Annotated in this window: 13 protein-coding genes; 8 read left to right on the forward strand and 5 right to left on the reverse strand. The window is 69.2% G+C overall.

Going from position 1 to position 13,683, the window contains the following annotated elements:
- Positions 1–2: 2 nt before the first annotated feature.
- The 4 genes from FHU30_RS44815 to FHU30_RS44830 all read right to left on the reverse strand — a co-directional run bounded on the left by FHU30_RS44815 (position 3) and on the right by FHU30_RS44830 (position 2,802).
- Positions 3–479: a hypothetical protein gene (locus FHU30_RS44815; protein ID WP_253883827.1), complete on the reverse strand. Its 477-nt coding sequence runs from the start codon at positions 477–479 to the stop codon at positions 3–5.
- Positions 480–689: 210 nt separating this feature from the next.
- Positions 690–923, reverse strand: a complete 234-nt coding sequence (locus FHU30_RS44820) for a DNA-binding protein (RefSeq protein WP_253883828.1) — start codon at positions 921–923, stop codon at positions 690–692.
- On the reverse strand, positions 920–1,903 hold the full coding sequence (locus FHU30_RS44825) for a TRM11 family SAM-dependent methyltransferase (protein ID WP_253883829.1): 984 nt from the start codon (positions 1,901–1,903) through the stop codon (positions 920–922). The genes FHU30_RS44820 and FHU30_RS44825 overlap by 4 nt, the downstream gene beginning before the upstream one ends.
- Entirely contained in the window at positions 1,900–2,802 is a 903-nt protein-coding gene (locus FHU30_RS44830; RefSeq protein ID WP_253883830.1) for a hypothetical protein, read from the reverse strand. The genes FHU30_RS44825 and FHU30_RS44830 overlap by 4 nt, the downstream gene beginning before the upstream one ends.
- Before the next feature lie 358 nt (positions 2,803–3,160).
- Between FHU30_RS44830 and FHU30_RS44835 the strand changes: the two genes are divergently transcribed.
- Positions 3,161–4,003 carry a hypothetical protein gene (locus FHU30_RS44835; RefSeq protein WP_253883831.1) on the forward strand — a complete coding sequence of 281 codons (843 nt, stop codon included), beginning with the start codon at positions 3,161–3,163 and terminating at the stop codon, positions 4,001–4,003.
- Between the two features lie 195 nt (positions 4,004–4,198).
- Positions 4,199–4,600 (forward strand): pilin, encoded by a 402-nt coding sequence (locus FHU30_RS44840; protein WP_253883832.1) that lies wholly within the window; start codon positions 4,199–4,201, stop codon positions 4,598–4,600.
- A 92-nt stretch (positions 4,601–4,692) separates the two neighbouring features.
- Here FHU30_RS44840 and FHU30_RS44845 read toward each other — a convergent pair whose 3' ends face one another.
- Entirely contained in the window at positions 4,693–4,905 is a 213-nt protein-coding gene (locus FHU30_RS44845) for a hypothetical protein (RefSeq protein ID WP_253883833.1), read from the reverse strand.
- Here FHU30_RS44845 and FHU30_RS44850 point away from each other — a divergent pair.
- From FHU30_RS44850 to FHU30_RS44875, 6 genes are all read left to right on the forward strand, one after another.
- Entirely contained in the window at positions 4,904–6,328 is a 1,425-nt protein-coding gene (locus FHU30_RS44850; RefSeq protein ID WP_253883834.1) for a TrbL/VirB6 family protein, read from the forward strand. The genes FHU30_RS44845 and FHU30_RS44850 overlap by 2 nt on opposite strands.
- Positions 6,328–7,344: a PrgI family protein gene (locus FHU30_RS44855; RefSeq protein WP_253883835.1), complete on the forward strand. Its 1,017-nt coding sequence runs from the start codon at positions 6,328–6,330 to the stop codon at positions 7,342–7,344. Before FHU30_RS44850 ends, FHU30_RS44855 begins: the two co-directional genes overlap by 1 nt.
- On the forward strand, positions 7,341–9,152 hold the full coding sequence (locus FHU30_RS44860; RefSeq protein WP_253883836.1) for a VirB4 family type IV secretion system protein: 1,812 nt from the start codon (positions 7,341–7,343) through the stop codon (positions 9,150–9,152). Before FHU30_RS44855 ends, FHU30_RS44860 begins: the two co-directional genes overlap by 4 nt.
- Before the next feature lie 116 nt (positions 9,153–9,268).
- On the forward strand, positions 9,269–11,539 hold the full coding sequence (locus FHU30_RS44865) for a type IV secretory system conjugative DNA transfer family protein (protein WP_253883837.1): 2,271 nt from the start codon (positions 9,269–9,271) through the stop codon (positions 11,537–11,539).
- A gap of 33 nt (positions 11,540–11,572) precedes the next feature.
- Positions 11,573–12,478 (forward strand): replication-relaxation family protein, encoded by a 906-nt coding sequence (locus FHU30_RS44870; RefSeq protein WP_253883838.1) that lies wholly within the window; start codon positions 11,573–11,575, stop codon positions 12,476–12,478.
- Positions 12,478–13,467 (forward strand): C40 family peptidase, encoded by a 990-nt coding sequence (locus FHU30_RS44875; protein ID WP_253883839.1) that lies wholly within the window; start codon positions 12,478–12,480, stop codon positions 13,465–13,467. Before FHU30_RS44870 ends, FHU30_RS44875 begins: the two co-directional genes overlap by 1 nt.
- Positions 13,468–13,683 lie beyond the last annotated feature (216 nt).

Raw genomic sequence — 13,683 nt, forward strand, 5'->3', positions numbered from 1 at the left:
GCTCAACCTTTCCGGTTCTGCCGCGTCCGCGTCGGTGCGGCAGCGTCGGCGGGGTCGGGTTTGAGGAGGAGCGGGCCGTTCACATCGGCGGTCCACAACTGTGTGCCGTGCCGGGCCAGCAGCGCCACCACGTCCCAGATGGGGGTGGCGGCGAAAGTGCGGTGGTGGATGGTCCCGACGGCAACCGCATCCAGAGTGCCGTTGCCGAGATCTCCGAGCAGACGGCCGGCCTGCGGCCGATGCTTCCACGGGGTCAGGTCGCTGGGGACTTCCAGGGTCGCGTCGTCGAGGTAGGAATCGATGATCGTCCCGCAGGTGGCGACCATCTGCTGGACTGCCTCCCAGTTGCGCTGGCGCCAGTTCCGGATCTGCTGCTCCGGCCAGAAGGCGTCGGCATGCAGGTAGAACCCGAACCGCAGATGCATGGCTCCTGTGCCGTTCGGCCTTCGCTCGGTGAACGGAGCCTGTGCGTCGGACAAGGTGTTCTCCGTGAGGTGCGGGCCCTTCGCCCGGCCACGCTTGCTGTGCGGATGGCGTGGCATGACCGGGCAAAGGGAGCCGGTCACCCCCGCGTCGTCGCGGGGCGGGGCACGATGGCTCGACTCCGTCACGCACGACAAGCTGCAACCCTCACGGGACGCGGTTGACGCTTCAGCGAGGATGAAGACGGAGACCTTGACCGTGCCGACCTACGGAGCGGTGTCCACTGGCGTGTCGGCCGGATCCAGTTGGAGAACCTGCAGAACGCCGGTGATGGGCACCAGGTAGCTGTCGCCGACGCGCAGCACCCGGCAGGGGAAGGTGCCCGCACGTGCCAGGGCATAGCTCTTGGTCCGTCCGATGCCCAGAGCCCGTCCGGCGGTGACCAGGTCGATCATGGCAGGCAGGGCACGGATCTGGGCGATGGTCAGTGTCTGCTTCACCGTTGGTCTCCTTGCGGCTGCGCGGGCTGAGATCGTTCCGCCTCCCAGGCCGGGATTTGGGCCGTGCTCTGGGTGGGGCGTTGGAAGATGAGGAGGTCCTCGTGGGCGGCGGCGCAGGCGGGGATGCCTCGGTCGCGGGCGCGGCGGGTTTCGAGCATCTGGAAGAACGACGCGCGCGAGATGACCCGGCTGTCGCGGAGCCCGCACAGCAGTGCGGCCAGCCGGTCGGCCGACCGAAGACCGACGCGCTCTGCCGTCTGGACCACGCGGCCGGGAAGGTCGATCAGCTCGCCGCGGACGCGGATCGGGCGGATGGTGATCGCGACCACTCCGCCGGGACGTAGCAGAGCCGCGCATCCGGACAGGATGTCGGCGAAACCCTCGAACAGCTCGTCCAGGCTGGCGTGGGCGAGGTTGCCGCGGTCGGCGGAGTAGTCGGTGTTCCACTTTTGGATCTGGCTCCGGCCGGAGTCGCGGGTAGAGCGGATATGCCCGTGAGTGGACGCCCCATACGGCGGGGAGGTGAGCACCAACGCGCCCTTGCCGACCCGGTCGTTCAGGATGGTGGTGATGTTGCGAGAGTCCCCGCAGGCGACGGTGGCGTCACCGGTGGCGCCCTGAGCGCAGGCGTGGGCGATGTTGCGGGCGCTCAGATGAGCGAACGCCTCCTCGTACTCCACCCCTGCGGCGTTGCGACCGAGGTGGATCGCCTCGACCAGCGTGGTCCCGATCCCGCACATCGGATCGATGACCAGATCTCCAGGTCGGGTGTAAGCGGTGATGACCTGGGAGGCGATCGCCGGAAGCATCCTGGCGGGATGCTTCATCGCCTCGGGCACGTACCGGCCCTTGCGCTGGATCCGGGACGGCTCCTGCCCGGTTGCCAGCACCGAGCAGGCCGGGCCGGACGGCACCGCATTCGCGCTGTGAGGACCGGATGCAGTAGCGGGTTCGAGGTCGCTGGAATGCTGATCGGTCACGCATGGCCCTTCGGGTCGCCGTCCTTGCGGGCGTCGTTCTGGGTTGTGTCGGGCTTGGTGAACAGGCACACGTCGGCGTGGACGCGAGCGGCCGGTGGCAACGAGGTAGCGCACTGCTTGCGGATCTGGGCCAGATCGCCGGGGCCGCCCTGGATGAGCTCTCCGTCAGCGCTGCTCGGGACACGGACGGCGATGACGTGCTGGGAGTAGCGGAAGCCCAGCGCCCTCGCCTGGCGGATGATCTGGGGTGCCGGGTCGATGAACCGCCCGTCCTCATGCCGAGCAGTGGTGATGACGGCCAGGTGGCCGCCCGAACGCAGCATCCGCCACGACGCCAGGAGCGCCTCTCCCAGCGGCCGCCGTTCGTGCGCCACTGCGCCGGCAGCCGAGCAGGCCGGGCAGATCCCTCGCCCGGGGCGCGATGGTCGGCCCCCGGAGCTGCCGTTGTGCAGCGGTGGCGCAACAATGACCAGAGCCGTGGCGCCGAGATGGTCGGCGAGCGCGCGGGGCATCTGGTCTGGACGGCAGGGGCGCAGCGCCTGAACACGAGCAGATCCGGTGGAACGCGCGCGCAATGTGCTGGCGATGTACTGCGCGAGCGGGAAATGCGGCGCACACGCAACCGCACGCCGGTCCAGCTCGCCTGCGGCCGCGAGGACCGAGTCGTTGGTCGGGTGGGTCTCGACCACCAGGTCCCGGTCGCGGGTGCAGGTGGCGATCAGGTGGCGGGCGAGTTCTCTGCCCGCGTTGGGGCGGTGCCGAGCGCACGGATCGAACCGGCCGGAGATGGTGGACTGGTCCTCGTCGGGGTCCGGGCACATCCAGACCGTCAGCGGCAGGAGCTGGCGGCGCGTGCCGCCAGGTACGGGTACAGGTGTGGGCTGGCTGGGTACGTCCACGTGATGGTGGCCCGTGGCGGCCGTCCGGTCCCCATGCGCCTCTAAAAGCGCTTCTCCTCATGCGGATTACCGCGCAGGCGCGGCAAAGGATCGTCCAAGGGGAAGACCGAGAGCTCGCCGACCATCTAGAGCGACACGGCGACACCCGCTCGGCGATCTCTTTGCCGTCCGAATATCGCCCGTCACATCAGTGCAGGTCAGTGCAGATCTTGGGGATCTGTCGGGGCTTTGCCCGCTGCCGCCTGCGACGGGTGGACGTACGCGTTGGAGCTGGTCAAGCCCGGTCCTGGTTGTCGGTCGGAGCGCTGAGGCACGCCGTGTGGAGCCCGAGGCTGCGCCGAATGCGCACCGAACGGCGGTGGAGAACTGGTGGCGTTCGTTCCGCTCCACCACCGCACGGGGGTTCGCCATGTACTCAACCGCCAACACCACCGGTCACCGCTCCGTCTACGAGGAGGGAAACGCGCTGGATGCTGCCGAGGCGACGTTCGATCTGCTGATGCAGGGGCCGGCGCCGCTGAGCCTCGACGGCCGCCAGTTCGGGCGGGGCCTGCCTGCTCGCGAATGCACCCTGCTGGAGTGGCGGGGACTGCTCCTGGCCCGCGAGACCGGTGTGGACGTGCGAGATGCGGTGTGGGCCGAGTTGGTCCGCCGGTCCCGCAAGCACGGCGCGTCCTGGACGATCGGCTGCGTCGGCATCGCGCTTCCCGGACTGAAGCGGATCGCGGCCCCGCTCATTCGCGACCTGCAGCCGGCAGCGGCAGACGACGTGGTCTCCGACCTGCTCACCGCGTTCCTGTCCGGGCTCCAGACCATCAACCTGGACCAGCACTCCATCGCACCTCGGCTGCTGTGGCTGGCCAAGCGGGCAGCCGTCCGAGCTCGCCGCACCGAAACCGCGACGCTGCCCATCGCGCCAGACGATCCAGCCTGCCGCACGCAGCAGGGCGCCAGTGGACACGAGGACTTCGTCCTCGCCGATGCCGTCGCACAGCAGGTGATCACGGCGGAGGAGGCCGAGCTGATCGGCCGGACCCGGCTGGAGAAGATCCCCGTCAGCCAGGTCGCGCGTGAGCAAGGCGAGTCGGTGCGCAGGCTCTACCGCCTGCGTGAACAGGCCGAACAGCGTCTGGTCGCGGCAATCCACGCAGGCAAAGTCACGGCCAATTCCGTCGGCCCTGGCCGCAATCAGGACGGCTGACCGCGCTTTTAGAGGCGCAGCAAAGCTCGCGGGTCGCGGCCGGTGAGATCGGGCGGTCGTCCGATCCCCATCGCACCCGACCCGCTCGGCTCCTCGAAGGAGGACGCCCACGGTCTCGCCGATCGCGGCCCGCGTGCTTGCCCGCCCGCTCGTCCTTCCTGGCCTCGCCCGTCCTCGACGCTCCGGGAGCCCAGCATGACCATCCCACCGCCCACACGGCGCCCGCTGCCCAAGCAAGCACGACAGCCCCGCCTGATCCGTGTTCGTCTCGTCAGCGCGATCGCACTTGGATTCGTCGGGACCTTCACCTGGATCATCTGGTCCACGCTCGACGTTGCGCTGGCCACCGATCGCCTGGTCGCGGTATCGGACCTCAACCAGGTCATCGTGAATCTCCGCAACGTCATCATCGGGCTCTCAGCCGGGCTGGCCACGCTGTTCGCCACCATCGGCGGCATCCGCTACATCCTCGGCGGCGGCGACCCCGGCGAGGTCGAGGCCGCCAAGAAGTCGGTGCGCAATAGCGCGATCGGCTATGGGATCGCCATCCTGTCCCCGGTGCTGGTACAGATCCTCCAGCAGATCGTGGGGGCGTGAATGCGTCTCGCGCGCCGCCGATGCGCGCCGCTTCTGCTGATCATCGTCGCAGCGGTCCTGGGTAGTGGCCTCTGGGTCGGCGATGCAGTTGCTCAACCGGCCAGGACGCCTTCGGCGCGCAGTCCGGTCCCCTCGCCCACACCGAACGCCGCCCCGAGCGTCACCGCTACTCCCGGCAAGGCGCTCGCCCCGCCGTCCAGTGCGACAACCCCGACTCCGATGCCGTCCGGCTCGACACCGCAGCCATCTCCTTCCTCGACGAGCGACGGGGACGGCGGGTGCGGGTTCGCCGATCTTGCCTGCATGACCGGGCAAGCAATCTCGGACTGGTTCAAGGGGCTCGTCGAATCCGCGGCCAAGCCGACCTTCGAGTTGCTGTCGGCGACGGTGTTGGGGACGCCGTCCATCACCTCGGACTCGATGGCGCGGATCCGGGAGCTGTGGACGACCTCGCAGTGGATCGCCAACACCTGCTTCGTCCTGCTGGTCGCGATCGCGGGCGTGCTGATGATGGTCGGGCATTCACTGCCCAATGAGATCTCGGTCAAAGAGGTGTTGCCGCGGCTGGTGTGGGCGTTCCTGGCCTCCAACCTCAGTCTCACCCTGATCGGCTACGCGATCACCTTCGCGAACGGGCTCACCGATGCGTTTCTGACCTCCGGAGCCGAGCGGATCGACCCGGCCGAGGCTGGCAGGACCCTGGCTTCCGGAGTCGAGGTGACGCTGGCGACGGACCACATCTTCTATGTCCTCGTCGCGCTGGTGGCGGTTGTTCTGGCGCTGATCGTGGCGTTCATCTACGTCGTCCGCCTGGCGATCACCTTGGTTCTGATCGCCGCCGCCCCGCTGGCGCTGATGCTCCACGCCCTGCAGGTCACGGACGGAATCGCGCGGCTGTGGTGGCGTGGGCTGACCGGGATGCTGGCGATTCAGACGCTGCAAGCGCTGGTGCTGGTGTCGGCGCTGCGGGTGCTGTTCGCCAAGTCCGACTCCAACGCGCCTTTCCTCGGGATCCCGACCTCGCACCGTGACAGCGTCGACCTGCTGCTGGTGATCTGCCTGCTCTGGATCATGATCAAGATTCCGTCCTGGGTGGCCAGGACGATCTGGCAGCAGGCCCAGCCGCGCATGGCCACCCAGCTGGTGAAGTCGATCGTGATGTACCACACCGTCGGGCGTCTACTTGGCGGGGCGCGTGGACGCGGTAAGGGCACAGCCGCGACGAAGAACGGCCCCAAACGAGGCCCTCAAGGAGGTCCACGCAGAGGACCGCAAGTCGGGCCGCCAGGTGGGCAGGGCCCGCGTCCTGGCGGCGGGCAAGGCACCGGCGCTAGGCCCAGCGGACCTACCGCTGGCGGGCATGCGGCCCAAACGGAGACGGCTCGGCAGCAGCCGAAGCGCGATCAGCAGGAAGCCCGAAGAGGCAACGAGGATCGGCAGCGGGATCGCGCTTCCCGAGCTCAACGCGCCAGTCACTCCACCGAACACAGGCGAACCCCGCCACAACCCGGGATCTTCACATCGCGGATGGCGTGGACCGCCCGCCCCAGTGCACCGATGCCCCGCACTGCCACTGCCGCGCCCCGCACTGGCTCGCGGCCGACGGTTTCATCTCGGCCCGTCCATCGAATGCGCCGCCAAACCGACACGTCGCAGGCGCGGACGCCGCAGCGGGTCGCGCTGCGGCTGCAGCGCTCACACCACTACAGCCACCGAGGAGCACGCTGATGGGATTCGACGAGGACGAGCAGCCGCTGATGGCGAGAATCCCCGCGGACGTCGAGATGCCGGACAAAGTCCTCGCCGGACTCACCGCACGGCAGCTGCTCATCCTGGGTGGCACTGCTGCGGCAGCGGCCTGGATCTACATGCTCGCCCAAGACCAAGCCCCGTGGGTCGTGATCGCAGCCGTGCTGATTCCGCTGGCCGCGGTCGGATTCGCGCTGGCGCTCGGCAGACGGGACGGACTGAGCTTGGACCGTCTGGCCGTCCACGGGGTCCGGCATGCATTGCAACGCGCGGTCCGCGTGCCAGCGCCGGAAGGGATCGCTCCTGTCCCGAGCTGGTGCAAGATGCGAGGCCAGCTTCCCGCGCCGTTGAGCCTGCCCGTCCGGGCCGTTCGCGAGGACGGCGTGATGGAGCTGGCCGACGGCGGTGCCGCTGTGCTCGTCCAGGCGGGCACCGTGTCGTTCACGCTGCGCACGGCGGCCGAGCAGGCATCGCTGGTCGCGTCCTTCGGGCGATGGCTGAACTCGCTGGACGCGCCGGTGCAGATCCTGGTCCAGTCCCGCTCGGCTGACCTGTCCGAGCTGATCACTGAGCTGGAGGATTCAGCGGGCCAGCTCCCACATCCGGCGCTGGAGCAGGCGGCTCGCGGTCATGCCTCCTACCTCGAAGAGCTCAGCCAGTCCCGTGACCTGCTGACCCGGCGCGTCCTGGTCGTTATCCGGGACCCTGCTACTACCGAACTCTCACTTCAACGCCCGGCGCGCTCAGGCTCGCGCGATGTCCGGGCCGCCGTGACGCTCCGCCGAGCCGAAGAGACCGTCCGCGCGCTCGCCACTCTCGGTATCGGCGCCGCCGTGCTGGACGCCGACGCATGCACCGAGGTCCTGGCCGACTCGCTGTCGCCCGGCCAACCGCGCCTCGCCGGCCTGGCCAGACCCGACGACCTCATCACTCGCGCCACGTCCGACGCCCCCGCGCCCGTCCACAGCGCGTCTACAGCTCAGGAGAGCCAGTGATCCAGGTCAGGAAGCTGCCCCGCGCCCTAACCGTCCTCAAAACCCTCGGGCATGGCCGCTCCAGTTCGGAGGGCGAGGCCAGTGCCGGAATCGGGGATCTCCTCGGACCCCAGGCGCTGCGGACCGGGGCTCGCAGCATCGAACTCCCAGGAGCGGTGTGCTCCTCGTTCGCGATCACCGGATACCCGCAGGAAGTAGGGGCCGGATGGCTTGAGCCTCTGCTGACCTACCCAGGACACCTCGACCTCTCTCTGCACATCGAGCCCGTCCCACCGTTGGTCGCCGCGCAGCGGCTACGCCGCCAGCTCGCCCGGCTGGAGTCGGCGTCCCGCTCGGACGCCCGCGCCGGCCGGCTGGTCGACTTCGCCGCCGAGGCCGCCGCAGAGGACGCGACCGAGCTGTCCGCCGCGATCGCGCGCGGGTATGGGCGCCTGTTCAAGGTCGGGCTCTACCTCACCGTCCATGCGCCCGACCACGCCGCGCGCGAAGCCGAAGTCCAGCAGGTCCGCGCGCTCGCCGCTTCGCTCCTGCTCGACGCCCAGCCCACCACCTTCCGCGCGCTGCACGGCTGGGTCACCGGCCTTCCGCTGGGCACCGACCCGATCCGGCTGCGCCGCACCTTCGACACCGACGCCCTGGCGGCGAGCTTCCCGTTCGCCTCCCCCGACCTGAACGCGCCGGGCGGGCAGAAGCCGGTCCTGTACGGGGTGAACATCGCCTCCTCGGGAGTCGTGCTGTGGGATCGGTTCGCCCAGGACAACTACAACTCGGTCACCATCGCGCGCTCGGGGGCCGGCAAGTCCTACTTCACCAAGCTCGAACTCCTGCGCCTGCTCTACCAGCAGGTCGAAGTCGCCGTCGTCGATCCCGAGGACGAGTACCGGCGACTGGCCGAAGCAATCGGCGGGACTCGCCTCGCGCTCGGCGCGCCCGGGGTCTGCTTCAACCCCTTCGACCTGATCAGCGGCCAGAGCGACGACGCGCTCACCCGCCGGGCGCTGTTCTGCCAGACCCTCGTCACCGCGATGACCGGCGAACCGCTAACACCGGAGGCACGCGCCGTCCTGGACCGGGCGGTCATGGCCGCCTACGCCTCCAAAGGCATCACCACCGACCCCGACACCTGGACGCGGCCCGCCCCGCTGTTGAAGGACCTGGTCGCCCAGCTTGAGGCCATCGACGAGGGCCACGCCCTGGCCGATCTCCTCGCACCGTTCGTCTCCGGCTCTTATCGCAGCCTGTTCGCCGGACCGACCACAACCCGCGCCGACGGCCAGCTGGTCGTCTTCTCGCTGCGTGACCTGCCCGAGGAGGTCAAACCCGTCGGAGTGCTGCTGGCACTCGACGCGATCTGGCGACGCGTCGCCAACCCCAATGACCGCCGCCCGCGTCTGGTGGTCGTGGACGAGGCGTGGCTGCTGATGAAGGAGCCCGAAGGCGCGCGCTTCCTCTACCGCCTCGCCAAGTCCGCCCGCAAACACTGGGCCGGCCTCGCGGTCGTCACCCAGGATGCTGAAGATCTGCTCTCCACCGACCTGGGCAAGGCGGTGGTCTCCAACTCGGCCACCCAGGTCCTTCTGCGCCAGTCCCCTCAAGCGATCAAGGCCGTCGCCGCGGCGTTCAACCTCTCCGACGGGGAAAAGGCGTTCCTGCTGGCGGCCGACAAGGGCGAGGGGTTGCTGTGCGGCGGCAACAGCGGTGACCGCGCCGCCTTCTACGGCGAAGCCTCCACCTTCGAGCACAGCCTCGTCACCACAGACCCAGCCGAACTCGCCGACCATCTCGGCGACGAAGGGGACCCACTGTGATCCTGTTTCCCCTCCCGCCTGGGCTGGGGCACCTGCTCACGATCGCAGCCACGCGAGCCCCCTTGTGGGGCGGTGGCGCAGCGGCCTCAGTCGGTTCCTGGTGTGCTGCGCGCTGGTTGCTCTGGCAGTGGCGCCACCAGCGCTGGCAACGCGACGCCTACCTGATCGAGGTGTCAGTACCGCCGAACGTGGAGCCGTCCAGCGCGGCCGCCTGGTGGACCCACCAAGTCGGATTGCTGAGGCCGCGCTGGAAAAGGCTGCTCGTCGGGCAACCGCACGTGGTGTTCGAGTACCTCGCCGACGAAGCCGGAGCTCGGATCCAGATCTGGGTTCCCGGGAGCGTTCCCGCAGGGCTGATGGAGAAGACGGTGCAGTCGGCATGGCCAGGCGCCACGCTCAAAAAGCTTGCCGACCAGGCGCCGATACCGCCCGGAAACGAATGCGTCGGCGGACGCGTGGTGCTGGCTCGTCCTGATCATTTCCCGCTCACAGTCGAGCACAAGTCCGACCCGCTGCGGGCGCTGCTCGGCGCGTTCTCCGGACTCCGGCACGGGGAACGCGCCGTCGTGCAGGTCCTGGCCAGGCCCGTCACCGGACGGCGCCTGAACCACGCTCACCGGGCCGCCGCCGCGCTACGCGGCGGCTCCTCAGCTGCGCCGCAAGCCCGCCTCTTCGACCTGCTCACTCCAGGTAGCGACGCGGCCGAGCAGGTATGGGAGCTGACCCGCAGGTTTCCCGAACGGGCCGAACAGGTGCGAGCCATCCTCAAGAAGGCGGCCCAGCCGCGGTTCGAGGTACAGGTCCGCTACGCCGTCTCCACCAACGCCCAACCAAGCGAAGCGATCCGCCGCAAGCTGCGAGGACGCGCCCACAGCGTTGCCGCGACGTTCGCGCTGTTCAGCTCCGGCCACCAGTACCTGCGGCGGCGCCGCCTCCTGTTCCCCGGCCGCTGCATCGCACGGCGACGACTGTTTCGTGGGTACCTTCTGTCCGCCAGCGAGCTTGCCGCGCTGGCGCACTTGCCGCTCGATCCGGACGCCCTGGGCATTGCCCGCGCCGGAGCCCGTCCTGTTGCGCCCTCGCCGCTCGTCCCGGCCAGCGGGAACGTCCGGGTGCTGGGTGACGCGGACGCCGGACACCCGCGCCCCGTGGGGATGCCGATCCCCGGCGCGCGCCAGCACATTCATGTGCTCGGTCAGACCGGGGTCGGGAAGTCGACGCTGCTGGCCTCGATGATCCTTGACGACGTCCGTGCCCGCCGTGGCACTCTGGTCATCGATCCGAAAGGGGACCTGGTCGCAAACGTCCTCGACCGCCTACCCGAGCACGCTCTCTCACGCACGGTGCTGTTCGACCCTGGAGACTCGGCGCCGCCGCCCTCGGTGAACGTGCTGGCCGGCCCGGATCCGGGATTCGCGGTCGACTCGATCATCACGATCTTCCGGCGCTGCTTCTCCTCGTCCTGGGGACCGCGTCTGGACGACCTGCTCCGTTCGGCCTGCCTCACCCTCACCCAGGTCAACGGGCCCAAAGCCACGCTCGCCCAAGTCCCCCGACTGCTCGCCGACACCGCCTACCGCGCCAGGATCACCGCGCAGCTCGACGACGAGCTGCTGTCCGGATTCTGGGCGGACTACGACGAGCTCTCGCCCGCCAGCCGCGCCGCGACCATCGGGCCGGTGATGAACAAGCTCCGCGCCGTCCTGCTCCGGCCGTTCGTCCGCGACGCACTCTCAGCCAGCGAGTCGACCGTGCACCTCGGCCGGCACCTCGACCGCGGCGGGCTCGTCCTGGCCAGACTCCCCAAGGGCGTACTCGGTGAGGATGCGGCTCGGCTGTTCGGATCGCTGCTGCTCGCCCACACCTGGCAGGCCATCACCCGCCGCGCCCTGCTCCCCGAGGACCAGCGGCCGGACGCCGCCGCCTACGTCGACGAGTGCCACAACTTCCTGAACCTGCCCGGCTCCATCGGCGACGTCCTCGCCGAGGCTCGCGGTTACCGGTTCTCCCTCGTCCTCGCCCATCAGCACCTCACCCAGCTCCCCAAAGATCTGCGCGAGGCAGTGTCGGCCGACGCCCGCAACAAGCTCTACTTCACCACCTCACCCGAGGACGCCCACGACCTGGCCCGCCACGTCGCCCCGCTGCTCTCAGCTCATGACCTGTCCCATCTGGGCGCCTACCAAGCCGTCGCTCGCCTGGTCACCGGCACCCAGCAGACGCCCGCCTTCACCTTCCGCACCCGACCGCTCGCCGCCCCAACGCCCGGCCGCCAGGACGAGGCGCGCAAGGCGGCCCGTCAGTGGTCCGCACAACGCGCGACGCACTCGGTACGCAAGCCCAGACAGCCGCGTAAGGCCGCGCTGCGCGACCCGCGCCAGCGCTGACCAGGTCGTTCCCACCTCGATTCAGGAGCCCGAATGAGTCGTCGTGTTGTCCGCATGCGCCGTCCGACCACGGCACCGCCACCTCGGATGTCGCCCGAGCTGCTGGCCGAACTCGCCCACCGCCTCACCGACCGCGACCGCTACATCCTCGAACTGGTCTGGGACCACCGCGTCTTGACCACCCACCAACTCGCCGCGATCTGCTTCTCCACCCCCGGCAAAGCCCGGCACCGCCTTCTGGAGCTGTTTCGCATGTCCGCGCTGGAACGCGTCCAGCCCTGGACGCCGGTCGGCACGCGCCCCTGGCACTGGGTCCTCGGCCCGGCCGGAGCACATGTCCTGGCCGGGCAACGCGGCATCGACATCTCCGAGCTCGGCTACAAACGCACCACCGCCCTGGCCGTCTGCCACTCCCGCCAGCTCGGCCACCAGACCGGCGTCAACGAGTTCTTCACCCAGCTCCACCACCACGCCCGCGTCCGCAACAACGGCTCAGCCGTGAAGGAATGGTGGCCCCAACGACGATGCGCGAGCTTGTGGGGCGACCTCGTTCGTCCAGACGCTTACGGACGCTGGGCCGAGCCCGGCCCCGGGGACGGCCTGGCCGAGGTCGACTTCTTCCTTGAGCACGACACCGGCACCGAGCCACTGCCCAAGGTCGCTGAGAAACTCGCCTGCTACAGAGCTCTGGCCGAGTCGACGGGCATCTCCACACCCGTCCTGTTCTGGCTTCCCTCCCGTGCCCGAGAGACCAACCTCCAGCGCCTCATCCGAACCTCGCCAGTCCCAGCCGCAACGGCCGTCCACAGCGGGGTTCAGCCCGACGACGGTCCCGCCGAACAGGTCTGGCTTCCAATCGGCCCCAGCGCCCGCAGAGCGCGCCTCATAGAACTGCCCAAGATCCTCGGCCACGCACAACCGAACCTGGAGCGCCCCTAATGCCCCTGGCGCTCGGAGGCGCCGCCGGAGCATTCCTTGTCCTGCTCGTCGCCATCCTCGGCGGACTCTCCAGCACAATCAGTTCGGGAGGCGGCACCGGTCCAACGGTCTGCGCCCCTCCTTCTGGCACCGGCTCAAGCCTCACTGGGACCACCGACATCCCGCCCAACTACCTCGCGCTCTACGTGCGGGCAGGACAGGAGTACGGCATACCGTGGAACATCCTGGCCGCCGTCGGTTCGGTCGAGTCCGACCACGGCCGTTCGACTGAACCGGGAACCAGTTCGGGTGAGAACTACGCCGGAGCAGGCGGGCCCATGCAGTTCCTCGCCGGAACCTGGGCCACCTTCGGCATCGACGGCAACCACGACGGCCGCCGCAACCGATACGACCCCGCCGATGCCATCCCCACCGCCGCCCGCTACCTCAAACACAACGGCGCCCCTGGAAACATCCGCGCTGCGCTGTTCGGCTACAACCACTCCGATACCTACGTGAACGACGTCCTCAAACGGGCCGCCTCGTACGCCAAAAGATCAGGAAGGACGCCATCGACCGCAGCCCCCATCGGTTGTGCCTCGGGCCCCGACGCCGGGTTCGCAGCTGCGCCGAACCGAGCAGCCGCCAAGGTGATCTCGTTCGCCCGTGCCCAGCTCGGCAAACCTTACGTTTGGGGTGCCATGGGCCCGAACGCCTACGATTGCTCCGGCCTCACGTCAGCCGCCTACCGCGCCGCAGGAATCAGCATCCCGCGTGTCTCCGGCGACCAGTGGAACCACGAACCCCGCGTGCCCAATGGGCACGAGCAGCCCGGCGACCTCGTCTTCTTCAACTCCGGCCCCGGAACCTCCACGACCAACCCCGGACACGTCGGCCTCGTCATCGGCCCCGGCAAGATGATCGCCGCTCCCCACACCGGCACCGTCGTCCAGATCCAGCCCTACCGCCGCCCCACCTTGCTCGGCTTCACCCGCCCCAGAAAAGCCTGACTTCGAGCGCGCGTTTGAGATCACCGACGTGACCATGCCTCGGTCCCCCGCGGCCAGCGCACGGCCAAGTTGCGGCGTGCTCAAGGTTGCGCCCCAGATGGAAACGAGCAGCGCCCGGCTCGGCGACGATTCAGTGGAGGGAACCGCGCCGGACCACTCCGCGCAGGGCAGCTGAGCTACTCGCGAGTTGGCCGAGACCGGACAAGAACTTCCTCG

The sequence above is a fragment of the Actinomadura rupiterrae genome (assembly GCF_024172125.1).
In the GTDB taxonomy this organism is placed as follows: Bacteria; Actinomycetota; Actinomycetes; order Streptosporangiales; family Streptosporangiaceae; genus Spirillospora; species Spirillospora rupiterrae.

Bases quoted from the DNA above. Each gene is read 5' to 3' on its own strand.
- FHU30_RS44845 (WP_253883833.1), bottom strand. From the start codon at position 4,905: ATGCAGGCAAGATCGGCGAACCCGCACCCGCCGTCCCCGTCGCTCGTC.
- FHU30_RS44840 (WP_253883832.1), top strand. From the start codon at position 4,199: ATGACCATCCCACCGCCCACACGGCGCCCGCTGCCCAAGCAAGCACGA.
- FHU30_RS44850 (WP_253883834.1), top strand. From the start codon at position 4,904: ATGACCGGGCAAGCAATCTCGGACTGGTTCAAGGGGCTCGTCGAATCC.
- FHU30_RS44875 (WP_253883839.1), top strand. From the start codon at position 12,478: ATGCCCCTGGCGCTCGGAGGCGCCGCCGGAGCATTCCTTGTCCTGCTC.
- FHU30_RS44855 (WP_253883835.1), top strand. From the start codon at position 6,328: ATGGGATTCGACGAGGACGAGCAGCCGCTGATGGCGAGAATCCCCGCG.
- FHU30_RS44870 (WP_253883838.1), top strand. From the start codon at position 11,573: ATGAGTCGTCGTGTTGTCCGCATGCGCCGTCCGACCACGGCACCGCCA.